This is a genomic window from Burkholderia sp. WP42 (genome assembly GCF_000745665.1).
Classification (GTDB): domain Bacteria; phylum Pseudomonadota; class Gammaproteobacteria; order Burkholderiales; family Burkholderiaceae; genus Burkholderia; species Burkholderia vietnamiensis.
On record NZ_JQJT01000011.1, the window covers coordinates 42,650 to 56,750 of the forward strand.

Consider the following 14,101-nt stretch of genomic DNA (forward strand, 5'->3'; position numbering starts at 1 on the left):
TGCATGGAATGGTCAACCGCATGTCCGGACTGGGCCGAACGGCTCAAGTCGGGGAGGTCGATCATTCCCCCGCCGATCTTCCCGGAGCAGGCCGAGCAGGCGCTCGCTGTATTCAAGGAGCTGAAGATCGTCGACGCGCCGGGTAGCCCGACGTTCGGCGAATCGTCGGCGGAGTGGGTGTTTGATCTGGTCGCATCGATCTTCGGTGCCTATGACGCGGAGAGCGGCCGGCGCCTGATTACTGAGTGGTTCGTCTGCATCCCCAAGAAGAACAGCAAGTCGACGCTTGCCGCGGGGATCATGATGACGGCCATGATCCTGAATTGGCGCATGTCGGCGGAGTACGCAATCCTCGCCCCGACGATCGAGGTCGCGAACAACAGCTTCGCGCCGAGCCGGGACATGGTGAAGCATGAGGAGGAGCTCGACGATCTCTTCCAGGTGCAGACGCACATCAAGACGATCACGCACCGAACGACTGGCGCGACGTTGAAGGTGGTGGCGGCCGATTCGAACACGGTCGGCGGGAAGAAGAGCGTCGGTACGCTGGTTGATGAGGTGTGGTTGTTCGGCAAGCAGGCGAATGCCGAGAACATGCTGCGCGAAGCGATCGGCGGCCTGGCATCGCGTCCGGAAGGGTTCGTGATCTACCTCACGACGCAATCGGATGATCCGCCGGCCGGCGTGTTCCTGCAGAAGCTGCGTTATGCGCGCGACGTGCGCGACGGGAAGATTCACGATCCGTGCTTCGTGCCGGTGATCTTCGAGCATCCGCCGGACATGGTCGAGCGGAAGGAGCACCTGCTCTCCGAAAACCTTGGGATGGTCAATCCGAACCTCGGCTACTCGGTCGACCAAGCGTTTCTGGAGCGCGAATTCCGCAAGGCGAAGGAGGGCGGCGAAGAGTCGTTCCGCGGCTTCCTCGCGAAGCACGCCAACGTCGAAATCGGGCTCGCGCTCCGGTCGGACCGGTGGGCTGGCGCCGATTACTGGGAGGGGCAAGGCGTCCAGCGGCTCTCGCTCGAGGATCTGATTGCCAGGTCCGAGGTGATCGACGTCGGCATCGACGGCGGCGGCCTCGACGACTTGCTCGGTCTGGCCGTGGCCGGGCGCGAGGCCGGTACAGGAAACTGGCTCCTCTGGACGCACGCGTGGGCGCATCCATCGGTGCTCGAGCGACGCAAGGCCGAGGCCGCGCGCTTCGAGGACTTTTCGAAGGATGGCGACCTAACGCTCGTCGAGGTGATCGGCGACGACGTCGACGAGCTGGCCGGGTACGTCGCGCAGTGCGAGCGGTCCGGTCTGCTCGACAGAGTCGGCGTAGACCCTGCGGGGATTGGCGCGATCCTTGACGCACTCGTCGATGCCGATGTTCCTGAGGACAAGGTGCTCGCGATCTCGCAGGGCTGGAAACTCACTGGCGCGATCAAGACGACCGAGCGGAAGCTCGCCGAAGGCGGCCTGCTTCACGGCGGTCAGCGTCTGATGAACTGGTGCGTCGGCAACGCGCGCGTCGAGCCGCGCGGCAACGCGATCCTGATCACCAAGCAGGCCAGCGGCACCGCGAAGATCGACCCGCTAATGGCGACCTTCAACGCGGTATCCCTGATCAGTCTGAATCCGCAGTCAGCACCGAAACCTGGAATTGTGATCCTATGAGCGAAGCGGTATTCAAGGCAGCGCAGGCGAAGGCCCGGACGCCGGGTTCGTCGGTGCTCAATGCCTGGCGCGCGCAGCATGGGCCCGAGGCGACGGGGCGCATCAACAACATCAACGAGACGCGGCAGAGCCTGACCGTTCAGGAGCTGGCGAACATCATCGGCGGCGGCGCGATCAGCAACGCCGGCCCGGTCGTGAACGAGACGACCGCGATGAAGGTGTCGGCCGTCTACGCGTGCGTCGCACTGATCGCGGGCGCAATCTCGACGTTGCCGATGCCGGTCTATCAGCGCACCGCGACGGGCCGGGAGCGCGTCGAGCATCCGTATTGGTGGCTCCTGAATGAGCAGCCCGACGCGGACGTTTCCGCGGCGGTGTTCTGGGAGTACATGGTCGCGGCCCGGCTGTTCTACGGCGACTGTTTCGCAGAGATTGTGCGACCGTCGTTCCGCAGCAACCTGGTAACGGGATTCAAGGCGCACCACCCGCTGCGCGTTTTCCCGTTCCGCGACAGTCAAGGTGATCTGTATTACCGCGTGCAGCCACTTGTCGGCGCCGAGTACATCCTGCATCCGGCCGACATCATCCATATCCCGAGCCTCGGCTACGACGGGATTCGCAGCCCGAGCCCGATCACGTATGCAGCTCGCCAGTCTGTCGGGACGTCGCTCGCGGCGGCTGAGTACAGCGCGCGATTTTTCTCGAATGGCGCCCGCCCGGACTTCGCGCTGACGACCGACGGCAACATGACGGAGGAGCAAGCAAAGCTTCTCCGCGCGACATGGGGCGAGCGCCATAGCGGCGTCGCAAACTCGCACCTTCCGGCGATCCTCACTGGCGGATTGAAGGTTCAGGAACTGACCATGTCGCCGGTTGACGCTCAGATCCTCGACACCTGCAAATGGGACCTCGAGGAGATCTGCCGGGTGCTCGGTGTTCCGCCGTTCATGGTCGGATCAACCGAGAAAACGACGTCGTGGGGAAGTGGCCTCGAAAACATGGGGCGCGGCTTCGTGAAATTCACGCTTTTGCGCGATTTGCGCAAGTTTGAGCAGGAATTCAACCGGAAATTGTGGCCGACTCGGCAAAAATTCTTCGTCGAATTCGACGTTTCAGGCATGGAGCGAGGCGATCTCAAGAGTGAGAACGAAGCGCTCCGAATCGCGCTCGGTCGCGCTGGCGAACCCGGCTGGATGACTCAAAACGAGGTCCGCCACATCAAGCTTCTGCCTCCCGTGGAGGGCGGCGACACGATCAACAGCGGGGTCGCCCAAACGGCGAACGTGGCTGAACCCGCCCCGACGACCGAGACGGCACCGAAGCCGGGCGGTCAACCTGACGAAGGAGCATCATGAGCAAGCTGATCCAACTGTTGGCGAAGAATCGTCGGCAGGGACGCCCGCGCGCGTTCGCGGTGCAGGGCGATGACGTGACCATCTATATCTATGACGCCATCGTGCCCGATGACGATACGGCAGAGTGGTGGGGTGGCGTCTCGGCGCAGTCGCTCGTTCCGCAGATCCGCGCGATCAACGGCGGCACGATCCATTTGCGGATCAACTCGCCGGGCGGTGACGTGTTCGCGGCGCAGACGATCTGTGCGGCAATCCGCGACACCGGCGCCAAGGTGATCGCGCACATCGATGGTTACGCCGCGAGTGCGGCAACCATCATCGCATCGGCCGCCGACGAGGTCGAGATGTCGGACGGCGCGATGTACATGATTCACTGCGGATGGACGATCGCCATCGGCAACTCGGCCGACATGACGGCCGTGGCGGCGCTGCTGGACAAGACGGACGGCGTCATCGCCAGTCAGTATGCGAAGCGCTCGGGCAAGAGCGCTGACGACATGAAGACGCTGATGCAAGCCGAAACGTGGTTCACGGCCGAAGAGGCGGTCGAGATAGGCCTGGCCGACCGAATCACCGAAAGCGCCGAGAAGGTTCAGGCGTCCTGGGATCTGAGCGCGTATGCGAACGCGCCGAAGCCGGAAGCGCGGCAGCAGTCCGAGAACATCGACGCAATTACCGCAGAGCATCGACAGCGTCAGCAACAGCGCCTCCGCATGCTGAACTGCATCAACCATCAGTGACGCGCCTCGCGCAACTGAGATCAGCCGCCCTCGGGCGGTTTTTTTTCGTCCCCACGACCTGCGCGAGCGGTCAACCCTGAACGGAGAGAGTCACATGAAGCTGCAACAGCTGCGCGAATTGCGCAACCAGAAGGCGAAGGAAGCCAACGAGCTGAACAACAAGTACCCGGCCGACCAGCGCATGCCGGCGGCCGACTCCGAGCGCATGGATGCGATCCTGGCTGAAATCGAGGCGATCGACGGCGACATCGCGCGCGAGAACCGCCGCGTGCAGCTGGCCGCCGACGACCCGGCCGCGATCGAAGCAGCGGCGCGCAACGCGGCGACGCGGAATCCGGCGCAGCATGGCGACGAATCGAAGGCGCTCCGCGCGTTCCTCGCCGGCGGCATCGTCAACATGGCGGATGAAGATCGCGCGCGCATGCTTGCGCGCCAGACGCCCGACATTCGGAACGCGATGTCGACCACGACCACCACGGAAGGCGGTTTCACGGTCGCGACCGAGTATCAGCGCTCGCTGGAAATCGCGATGAAGGCATACGGCGGCATGCGACAGGTTTCGCACGCGATTCGCACCGCCACCGGCGCGACGATGAACTTCCCGACCACGGATCCGACCGCTGAAGTCGGCGAGATCGTCGGCCAGAACTCGCCGGTGAGCACGCAGGATACGTCGTTCAACAACATTTCGCTCGACGTGTTCAAGTACAGTTCGAAGAAGATCGCGTTGCCGTTCGAGCTGGTGCAGGACAGCTTCATCGACATCGAGGCGTACATTCAGTCGCTGCTCGCGATGCGCCTCGGCCGTATCCAGAACTCGCATTTCACGAATGGCACGGGCACGGGCCAGCCGCGCGGCCTCGTCACGGCGGTCAGCTCGGGTAAGGTCGGCGCGACCGGCCAGACGCTGAGCGTTGTCTATGACGATCTCGTCGACCTCGAGCATTCGATCGATCCAGCATACCGCAACCAGCCCGGCGTCGGCTACATGATGCACGACTCGTCGGTGAAGGTCGTTCGCAAGATCAAGGACGGCCAGAATCGGCCGATCTTCGTGCCGGGCTACGAAGCGGACGCGATGATCAACGGCGGCGCGCCGGACCGCCTGATGGGGCGCCCGATCTACATCAACCAGGATGTGCCGGTGATGGCGGCGAACGCGAAGTCGATCCTGTTCGGCCAGTACAGCAAGTACGTCATCCGCGACGTGATGGATCTCACGATCTTCCGCATGACCGACTCGGCCTTCACGCTGAACGGTCAGATCGGCTTCGTCGGCTTTCTCCGGACCGGCGGCAACCTGATCGACGCCGGCGGCGCCGTCAAGGCATACGCCAACTCGGCGACGTAAGCGCTGCTGCTCAGAGCGAGGCGGACTTCGGTTCGCCGCTTCTTCTTCCTCCCGGAGTAAATCATGGCAAAGACGCAAACCGCGCGTGCGCGCGCGCTTTCGGACAACGAGAGCCTCGGCTTCAAATGCGAGCAGCTCGTCGAGGGCCCGGAGAAGGTCATCCAGGCACTCACGGACGCCGGCGCGGTCGACAACCATCCCGACGCGGTCGAATACGCCACGAAGCAGGGCGCAAAAGTGGTCGCTCTCGCCGATCCGGATGCGGCGGCGGAACTCGCGGCATCGGTGATCGAGAACAAGCAGGCCGAAGCGGACGGCGCGGCCCAGGATCCGGCGGCGTAAGGCATGGGGATCAGGCTCACACAGGCGCCCGCGGAGGAGCCGGTCACGCTGGAGGAGGCGAAGCTGCACCTCCGCGTGATCGACTCGTCCGAAGATGCGCTGATCTCGCTGCTTATCAGCGCTGCGCGCGTGCACGCGGAGAATGTCTGCCGGCGCGTGTTCGTCACGCAGAAGTGGGATCTGTTCCTCGACGCGTTTCCGTTCTACACGTACTACGGAGTGATCCCCGGATACGTGCCGGTCGACCAGCTGCCGGCTGCATGGATGACGATGCGGAACTACGCGGTCCGCTTTCGCGGCAGCAAGATCGACATCCCGTTCCCGCGGCTGCAGTCGGTCGATGTGGTGAAGTACATCGATGCGTTCGGCAACCAGCAGACGATGGACCCATCGCTGTACGTCGTCGATAACATTAGCGAGCCGGGTGTCCTGACTCCGGCGACCGGGCGGTATTGGCCCGACACGCTCAACACGACGAACGCGGTGCAGATCAGCTTCACGGCCGGCTACGGCGACGCATCGGCTGTCCCCGCGGGGATCAAGTCGTGGATCCTGATCCGCCTCGCGACCCTGTACGAGAACCGCGAGGAGGTCGCGATTCTCAATCGTGGCCAGGTGCATGACCTGCCGTATGTCGATCAGATTCTCGATCCGTACCGTATCTGGGGGTACGCCTGATGCGTTCGGGGGATTTCAACCGGCGCATCACGATCCAGGTCAAGCAGGCCGGTCAGGACGACCTGGGGCAGCCGTTGACGAGCTGGGTCGACGTGGCGGCCGGCGTCCCTGCGTACCTGCTCGCCTCGACCGGCAGGGAATACGTCAACTCCGGCGAGGAAATCAGCAAGGCGCAGGTGAGCATGCGGATTCGCTGGCGTACCGACGTCACCGCGGCGATGCGCGTGCTGTACGACGGCGGCATCTTCAACATCGAGGCTGTGCTTCCGGATTACGCCGGACGGCGATATGTCGACCTGGCGTGCAGCGTAGGGGCGAACCATGGGTGATCCATCGGGCGCAATCGTAGCGAATCCGCTGTCGGCCGAGCTGATCGTCGTCGGCGCACTGAAGTCTCTCGTCGCGAATGGCGATGGGACGCACCGCTGCTTTCCGGATGTCGCGCCAGAAGGAACGGCGCGACCGTACATCACGTACATGGCGGCCGGCGGTCAGTCGGCGAACTACCTCGACGACACCGTCGCGCTGCAGAACTCGCGGATGCAGCTGAATGTGTGGGCTGACGATCGCGCCGGCGCAAGTCGGCTCATGCAGGCTGTGATTGCAGCGCTCACCGGCCCACCGATTAACGCCACGAGCATCGGCGCGCCAGCAAGCGTGTATGAGGCAGATACGAAGCTGCGCGGATCGCGCCTCGATTTCTCGATCTGGTTCACCCCGTAATTCCCGGCCCGCGAAAGCGGGCATTTTCTTTTGAGAGGTATGGACATGGGATCCACCGCAGTTTCGGCGCAGGGCTCGAAGATTGAAATCCAAGGTTCGGGCGTCAGTACGCCGAAGAACATCTCCGGCCTGGCGCTCGGGTTTCCGACGATCATCTCGTCGTCGGCACACGGCTTCCAGAACGGCGACATCGTCACGTTCGCCGGCCTGCTCGGCAACACGACCCTGAACGGCGTCACGGCGACCGTGAAGAACGTCACGGCCGGCACGTATGCCGTCGACGTCGATACGACGGGGGGCACCGCCTATACCAGCGGCGGCACGGCGACGCCTAATACCTGGGTCAAGGTCAAGAACGCAAAGGCGTTCAAGGGCTTCGATGGCAAGCCGGCGAAGATCGACGTGACCAACCTCGACAGCGCGATGAAGGAATCGCGCCCCGGTCTGGTGGACGGGGGGCAATTCAGCGTCGATGTCGACATCGATGTGACCGACCCCGGTCAACAGGCGTTGCGCGCCAATTTCCTCACCGGCGCAATCACGAACTTCCGCTTGACGCTACCGAATGGCAAGACGCGTACGTTTCCGGCGTACGTCGAATCGTTCCCGTGGGACGGCGGCGTCGATAAGGTCGTGACGTCGACCGCCAACCTCATCATCACCGGCCTCTGGACCGACGCGTAACGCGCGGTTGCGGCTCACTATCAGGAATTGATCTACACCATGACGACTTTCTCGAAAGACAACAAGGCGACGATCCTCGCTGCACCGCACCTCAAGACCGACCGCGTTGATGTGCCCGAATGGGGCGACGGCGTGACGGTCATCGTCGCAGAAATGACCGGCGCGGCACGCGACGCGTTCTACGCCGCGCGCGACGGTGCCGATAAGAACGCGATCAGCGAATCGCAGGCTCAGCTGCTGATGGCGACTGTCGTTGACGATGCCGGTCAGCCGGTGCTCGACGATGGCGATATTGCCGCGCTGCGCGCGCAGGGCAGCGCCGTGCTCGACCGAATCGCGGACGCCGCGATGAAGATCAACGGCATGACCGCGACGGCGGTGGAGGATGCGGCAAAAAACTCCGCAGCCGCCCCGAGCGGCGATTCTGGTTCCGCCTCGCCGGCCATCTCGGCTGCACAGTAGGCGAGCTGCAGCAGCGCATCACGAGCGCGGAATTCGTCGAATGGATGGCGTTTTTCGACATGGAGCCATGGGGCAGCCATATCGACGACCTCCGCGCCGGCACGATCGCGTCGATGGTCGCGAACGTCAACCGCGACACGGAAAAGCGGCCGGATCCGTTTGAGCCGCTTCACTTCATCACGTGGAACGATCGGCGCGCATCGGAGAAGGAGCCCGAGCCGATCCTGCTCGACGATCCCGAGGCGCAATCGCAGCTTATTCTCATGAGCATGTCCCCGGCGAAGCATGGCTGACAGTCTTTCAATCGAAAACCCGGATGGCCTGACTGCAGCAATCGACGCTCTTTCGCAGGTCGCGAGTGAGTCGGTTTTGCGGCAGGCGACCGTCGCCGGCGCGCGCGTGATCTTCGACGAGGTGAAGCTGCGCACGCCGATCGGCATCGCAACGTGGGAGAGCCGAAACGGGAAGCAGAAGCGCTATCCGGGTTTCCTCCGCGACAACATCCTGATCGCATACGACAAGGAGCGATCGGCCGACGGGCTTCGTGCCACGTACCTAGTGACGTGGAGTAAGGATGCCTTCTATGGGAGGTTCGTCGAGTACGGCACGTCGAAGATGGCCGCGAATCCTTTCTTGCGCCCCGGATATGACGCCTCGAAGGACGCCGCAGCAGAGAAGTTCAGCGAAGTGATTGACGAGAAGGTCAAGGAGTTGACGAGTGGCTAACGAAACCGTTGTCCGGTTGACCGGCGATGCGTCCGGATACGTCTCCGAGATGGAGCGTGCGCGCAAGAGCGCCGCCGATTTCATGACGAGCCAGGACACGCTTCGTCAGCGCATGACCAATACGGTCACGGCGATCGAGAATTCTCGAAAGGCCATCAAGGAGCAGGGCGACGAGGCGCTGTTGGCGTTCAACAAGTCCGCACGTTCGGCCGAAAACTGGCTGAACGCGCTCCAGAAGCAGGCCGATCAGGCCGGAAAGACGCGCGCCGAACTGATGGAGCTGCGCGCGGCCGAGCTGGGCGTATCGGATGCTGCACAGCCGTTCATCGACAAGATCAAGTCAGCCGAGGCGGCCATGAACGGCGGCGGCCATGCTGCGCACGGTTTCAACCTTGCGACAGCCGGCGCCCGGCGCGAGCTTCTCGTTCTGGCGCACGAGGCATCGCAGGGCAACTGGAAGAATTTCGGCGGCTCCCTCATGGTGCTTGGTGAGCGGACGGATGCGATGTCGATGCTGATGACCAAGAGCGTGCTCTCGGTCGGCGCGTTCATCGCCGTTATCGCGTCCGCAGCGGCCACCGTCTACCACGCACGCGAAGTCCTCGCCGATTATGGTGAGCAGATCGAGACCCTGCACCAGAAGACGGGCGTCTCGACCGACAGCATCCAGCAATGGGCCTTCGCAACGAAGTCTGTCGGTGTCGACACGAAGGAGGCGACAAAGTCCCTGGCTGGCCTCGGTGAAGCGCAAAACAAGGCGATCAACGGGAACAAGGATTCCGCAAAGGCGTTCGCTGCGATCGGAATTTCGCTTGCGGACCTCAAGAAGAACAGCCCGGACGAGCTGCTCCCGAAGATTGCCGACGCGTTCCATCAGTCGGCGGACGGGGCAGCCAAGGCCGCCGTCGCGAACGAGTTGTTCGGTGCATCCGGCGAAAGCCTGATTCCGTTGCTTGATCGCGGGCGGGCTGGCCTTGATGCGCTTCGCGCCGCTGCCGCTGAATCCGGTGCCGTGATCGGTGGCGAGACGATCGCCAAGATGGCTGCCCTGAAGGAGCAGATGGATCTGTCGAAGGCGAAGATGGATGCCTTGACGCTGAGCGCTAAGGCCCAGCTTATACCGACGATCATCAACCTCACCAATGCCATGACCGGCAACGTTGCAATGAAGCCCCTGCTCGAAGATTTCTATCGGGGCGTGGGCGTCATCATGAAAGCGGCAGCGAGTGCGATCGCTACTGTGGTCATCGGCTTCGAGCAAGTTTCCCAGGTGATCGCGACGACCGTTAAGGTCGTAGGCGCAGCAACGACCGGTCAGTTCAAGAGGGCGGCTGATGAGGCGGACGTTGGGTATTACCTCCTGAAGCGACAAGGGCAGGGGTATGCCTATTTCATGAAAAAGCTCTGGTCGGATGCGGCTGTCCCGCCATCCCGGAAGGATGGTGCGCCCGGAACGAATCAGATCGAGTTCGCGAAGGGCGAGAACAGCGCTCCGAAGGCGTATCACGACGACGCGGCGACTCGTTTGCTGCAGCAGCTTCGTGACCAGGATGCGGAGCTTCGACTCCAGCTCGCGACGACCGACAAGCTGACGAATTCCGAAAAGGAGCTGGCGAAGTTCAACCAGCAGATCAGCGACTGGAAGGGCAAGACGCTCACTGAGGATCAGAAAAGCCTGATCGGGCATCAGGTCGAGATTCGCATTCAGTTGCAGAAGAACATCGAACTCGAGAAAGAGGTCAAGCACCGCGAGGATGTGGCGAAGCTCCAGGAGCGTTCCGCGCAGCTGGCTCAATCCATTGCGGCATTCCAGAAAGGCCAATCTGAGCAGTATTCGCGCGAGCTGGGCGCGATCGGGATGGGTGCGGACGCCCTGAAGAACGTCCAGGCCATCAAGTCCATCTACAAGGAATATCAGCGCCTGCAGGAGCAGCTTGACAAGGCGACGCCGAAGGAACTGATCGGCGGCCCGGATTACCAAAAGGCGGTCGGCGAGATTCAGGCCGGGCTGCAACAGTCCCTGCAGGACTACGACGAGTACTACGCCGCGCTGAAGCTGAAACAGGCGAACTGGATCAACGGCGCGTCGACCGCGCTTGCGAACTATATGGACGAGTCGCAAAACAAGATGAAGCAGACCGAACAGCTGTTCAATACCGTAACGAGCGGGATGGAGTCTGCCTGGGTCAACTTCACGCAGACCGGGAAGCTCAGCTTCACGTCGCTGGTGAACTCAGTAATTGCGGACCTCGCGCGCATGTCGGCAAAGGCGGCGATCAGTGGGCTTCTCGGAAACTTCGCGTCGATCGGTGGCTCTCTGATCGGCGGCTTCTTCGGGGCGAATGCCGGTGTTGCCGCACCCGTCTCGAGCGCGTTGCCGGGTGACTCACTCGACAACATGATCAATCTGACGAACGGATTCGGCACCGGCCATGCGGACGGCGGATACATCACCGGCCCTGGCAGTGGCACTAGCGACAGCATCATGGCTCGACTGTCGAATGGCGAATTCGTGGTGAACGCAGCTGCGACGTCGAAGTACCGCGGCTTGCTCGAGGCGATCAACGGCAAGCAGCCGGTTGCGGCCGCGCCGCGATTCGCGACGGGTGGCTACGTCGGTTCCTCGACGCCGGTTTCGGGTAGCTCCAGCAACGGCATGACGGTCATCGTCGACGCCCCGGTCACTGTAACGGGCGGCAATGGCACGTCCGCTGCCGAACAGCAAAACAGCGCCGAGCTGTCCAAGAAGATCAAGCAGGCTGTTCAGGCTTTGTTGCAGAACGAGCGTAGGCAGGGCGGCGTGCTCTGGAAGCTACAGAACGGATTGAATTAAATGCCCGACACCTTTATTTGGATTCCCACCGTCGCGCAGTATGCCGGTACGACAAAGCTGCGCGTGCGCAAGTCGCAATTCGGCGACGGGTACGAACAGACGGTGCCGGACGGAATCAACAATCGTGTGCTGTCGTTCGCGGTGCAGTTCGTCGGCGGCGCCGACACGATCTCGGAGATTCTCGCCTTCCTCGATGCGCACGTCGGCGTCGGGTTCTATTGGACTCCTCCGCTGCGGCAGCAGTCGCTTTTCAAGTGCGACACATATGCCGACTCCATCCCGGATAACGGCACGTATGCCGTGACGGCGACGTTCACGCAGACATTCGACCTCGGATCATGACAGCACTTCAAAAAATCAATCTGGGAACGGCGCCGGCCGGCTCAGACGGCGATACTGCCCGCTCGGCATTCTCGAAGGTGAATTCGAACGTCGACGTGCTTAATACGCAAGCGGCGCTCACGTCGTCCACGGTGATCACGGCAGCGCAGGCGCTGACTAACGCGTACGTCGGCAAGCGTGTGAATATCAACCTGGCGAGCGCGGGCACGATCAACATGCCGGCAGCCTCGACATGCGCCGCTGATCAGGTGTCGCTTCTGCGCAATATCGGCACGACCGTCGTGACGCTGGCGATCACAACAGGGTCCGGCGATACTGTCGCGCTGTCGAAGCTGAATCCGGGTGAGACGGCTCTGATGGACACCGACGGCGTTCACGCATGGAACGTGCTAATGCGTGGTCGGACGAACAGCGACAATGAAGTTGTCAACGGTAGCTGCACGGTCGGTGGAGCGCTGTCGGTTGCCGGTAACGAAACTGTCAGCGGGACGTTGGTAGTTGGCGGGGCTATAACTGCGTCCGGCGGATTTTCTGCGCGTCCAACGTTCGCTGGGGCAACTCCATGGGACTCCGCGAATCTGAATCCGGTTTCCATAACCGGATCGCAGACAGTGACGGGGGCAAAGACATTCTCGAACACGTTTACGCTGTCGCAAGCAGCAACCGTTAGTCCGTCTCTCGTGCTAAATGCGAACGGCTATGCGCCGTCTCTGAGAAGTATCACGAGCACCTTCTCGACTGATTTTGTAAACAGTGCCGGCACCGCAGTGAATTTTTCTGTTTTCGATTCTGGAGCATCGTCTGCACGAGTGGCATTCTCGGTCGGTGATGCCAGCAACGTCGACAAAGTAACAGTCAAAAATTTTGGCGTCAGTCAAGGCAATGGAGTTGTTTTCCTTCCTAGCTCGAGCGAAAATACTCCGCTGTTGTTCGGAACCTATGGCGGAGGCGTATCGGGTTCTGTCTCCGTTAGTGGTGCAACGACTGCGTTCAACACGAGTTCCGACTATCGCCTTAAGCAGAATTACAGGGCGATCGAGAATGCTCGGGCGTCTATTCGAAAGATTCGCTTTTACACTGGTGAATTCAGGGCAACTCCTGGCGAACAGCATGACTATGTAATCGCGCATGAGTTGCAGGAGATTATCCCGACCGCGGTGACAGGCGAGAAGGATGCGATGGGAGATTGGCACCCGGTATATCGCCAAGGATTCAATCCGACTACGCAGACGCTCATCGATGTGCAGGTTGGTGAAGGAGAAGATGGAGAGCCGATCTTCGAAAAACAGGTGGTAGCCGTGCCGACTCCTGTCGAGCCTGGTGACGTCATCGACGTGGTGCAAGAAATTGCTCCGCAGGCGGTCGACTACTCGAAGTTGGTTCCACGCATTGGCGCAGCCGTACAGGAGATCGATACGGATGTCGAAGACATTAAGGGGAAGTTCGCCGCTCTGCTATTGCGTGTTGAAGCCTTGGAGGGCAAGTGACGATTGCATCCGACATCCAGAAACTCGTGCCCGGTGCACTGATAGAGCTATTCGAGGTGGATTGCACTGCAATCGGTGGCGATATGCTGCGCTTTCACGGGCATCTGCAATCGACCTCGATCTGGTGGCAGGGAAACGAGTACAAGCCGTGGCCGATTCAGGCAAGCGGATTCGAGCATACGTCTAGCGCGCAGCAGCCGTCGCCGACGCTTTCTGTCGGAAACGTCGGCGGCACGATCTCGGCGCTATGCGTCTTCCTTGGCGACATGGTCGGCGCGAAGGTGCGGCGCCGGCGCACGCTGACGAAATATCTGGATTCGGTGAATTTCCCGTCCGGCAACCCGACTGCAGATCCGACGCAAGAGATGGCGCCTGAGCTTTGGTACATCGAGCAGAAGACCGGCGAGACGAACGCGCAGGTCGATTTTATGCTCTCGTCGGCGCTCGACTTTGGCGGCCAGCAAGTGCCGGCTCGGCAGATCGCGTCCGGCTGCCAGTGGCGGTACCGGGACGCAAATTGCGGATACACCGGCACGACGTATTTCGATGCCAAGGACCAGCCCGTGAGCGATCCAGCGCTCGACCGATGCAGTAAGAAGGTGAGCGGCTGCCAGTGTCGCTTCGGCATCAACAACCCGCTTCCGTTCGGGGGGTTCCTCTCCGACACGCTGTCCTGACCTTTCCCCAACCTGCATCCACAACCCCGCTTCGGCTGGTTT

16 protein-coding genes are annotated in these 14,101 nt (G+C 61.9%); all 16 read left to right on the top strand.

Annotated elements, in window-relative coordinates; translation table 11 throughout:
* Positions 1 to 3: 3 nt before the first annotated feature.
* The 16 genes from EX20_RS06990 (at position 4) to EX20_RS07070 (ending at position 14,059) form a co-directional block, all read left to right on the top strand.
* Complete coding sequence (locus EX20_RS06990) at positions 4 to 1,659, top strand: terminase large subunit (protein WP_034193074.1); 1,656 nt, start codon at positions 4 to 6, stop codon at positions 1,657 to 1,659.
* The gene (locus EX20_RS06995) at positions 1,656 to 3,014 is read left to right on the top strand and encodes a phage portal protein (RefSeq protein ID WP_051974402.1); all 1,359 of its coding nucleotides are present in this window, start codon (positions 1,656 to 1,658) and stop codon (positions 3,012 to 3,014) included. Before EX20_RS06990 ends, EX20_RS06995 begins: the two co-directional genes overlap by 4 nt.
* Positions 3,011 to 3,754 carry a head maturation protease, ClpP-related gene (locus EX20_RS07000; protein WP_034193075.1) on the top strand — a complete coding sequence of 248 codons (744 nt, stop codon included), beginning with the start codon at positions 3,011 to 3,013 and terminating at the stop codon, positions 3,752 to 3,754. Before EX20_RS06995 ends, EX20_RS07000 begins: the two co-directional genes overlap by 4 nt.
* 94 nt (positions 3,755 to 3,848) lie before the next feature.
* A complete protein-coding gene (locus EX20_RS07005) occupies positions 3,849 to 5,105 on the top strand; it encodes a phage major capsid protein (RefSeq protein ID WP_034193076.1) in 1,257 nt (418 codons plus the stop codon).
* A 63-nt stretch (positions 5,106 to 5,168) separates the two neighbouring features.
* Positions 5,169 to 5,447 carry a hypothetical protein gene (locus tag EX20_RS07010; protein ID WP_034193077.1) on the top strand — a complete coding sequence of 93 codons (279 nt, stop codon included), beginning with the start codon at positions 5,169 to 5,171 and terminating at the stop codon, positions 5,445 to 5,447.
* Between the two features lie 3 nt (positions 5,448 to 5,450).
* A complete protein-coding gene (locus EX20_RS07015) occupies positions 5,451 to 6,125 on the top strand; it encodes a head-tail connector protein (RefSeq protein ID WP_034193078.1) in 675 nt (224 codons plus the stop codon).
* On the top strand, positions 6,125 to 6,454 hold the full coding sequence (locus EX20_RS07020; RefSeq protein WP_034193079.1) for a phage head closure protein: 330 nt from the start codon (positions 6,125 to 6,127) through the stop codon (positions 6,452 to 6,454). Before EX20_RS07015 ends, EX20_RS07020 begins: the two co-directional genes overlap by 1 nt.
* The gene (locus EX20_RS07025) at positions 6,447 to 6,848 is read left to right on the top strand and encodes a DUF3168 domain-containing protein (RefSeq protein ID WP_051974404.1); all 402 of its coding nucleotides are present in this window, start codon (positions 6,447 to 6,449) and stop codon (positions 6,846 to 6,848) included. The genes EX20_RS07020 and EX20_RS07025 overlap by 8 nt, the downstream gene beginning before the upstream one ends.
* A 45-nt stretch (positions 6,849 to 6,893) precedes the next feature.
* Positions 6,894 to 7,532, top strand: coding sequence for a phage tail tube protein (locus tag EX20_RS07030; RefSeq protein WP_034193184.1), 639 nt, complete (start codon positions 6,894 to 6,896; stop codon positions 7,530 to 7,532).
* A 39-nt stretch (positions 7,533 to 7,571) separates the two neighbouring features.
* Complete coding sequence (locus EX20_RS07035; protein WP_034193080.1) at positions 7,572 to 7,994, top strand: hypothetical protein; 423 nt, start codon at positions 7,572 to 7,574, stop codon at positions 7,992 to 7,994.
* A gap of 17 nt (positions 7,995 to 8,011) precedes the next feature.
* Entirely contained in the window at positions 8,012 to 8,287 is a 276-nt protein-coding gene (locus EX20_RS07040; RefSeq protein WP_422646242.1) for a phage tail assembly protein T, read from the top strand.
* Positions 8,280 to 8,720, top strand: a complete 441-nt coding sequence (locus EX20_RS07045) for an HK97-gp10 family putative phage morphogenesis protein (RefSeq protein ID WP_081059535.1) — start codon at positions 8,280 to 8,282, stop codon at positions 8,718 to 8,720. The genes EX20_RS07040 and EX20_RS07045 overlap by 8 nt, the downstream gene beginning before the upstream one ends.
* A complete protein-coding gene (locus EX20_RS29860) occupies positions 8,713 to 11,553 on the top strand; it encodes a phage tail tape measure protein (protein WP_072465451.1) in 2,841 nt (946 codons plus the stop codon). The genes EX20_RS07045 and EX20_RS29860 overlap by 8 nt, the downstream gene beginning before the upstream one ends.
* Positions 11,554 to 11,895, top strand: a complete 342-nt coding sequence (locus tag EX20_RS07055; RefSeq protein WP_034193082.1) for a phage tail protein — start codon at positions 11,554 to 11,556, stop codon at positions 11,893 to 11,895.
* Positions 11,892 to 13,382 carry a tail fiber domain-containing protein gene (locus EX20_RS30420; protein WP_081350639.1) on the top strand — a complete coding sequence of 497 codons (1,491 nt, stop codon included), beginning with the start codon at positions 11,892 to 11,894 and terminating at the stop codon, positions 13,380 to 13,382. The genes EX20_RS07055 and EX20_RS30420 overlap by 4 nt, the downstream gene beginning before the upstream one ends.
* Complete coding sequence (locus EX20_RS07070; protein ID WP_034193085.1) at positions 13,379 to 14,059, top strand: phage minor tail protein L; 681 nt, start codon at positions 13,379 to 13,381, stop codon at positions 14,057 to 14,059. Before EX20_RS30420 ends, EX20_RS07070 begins: the two co-directional genes overlap by 4 nt.
* Positions 14,060 to 14,101: the final 42 nt, after the last annotated feature.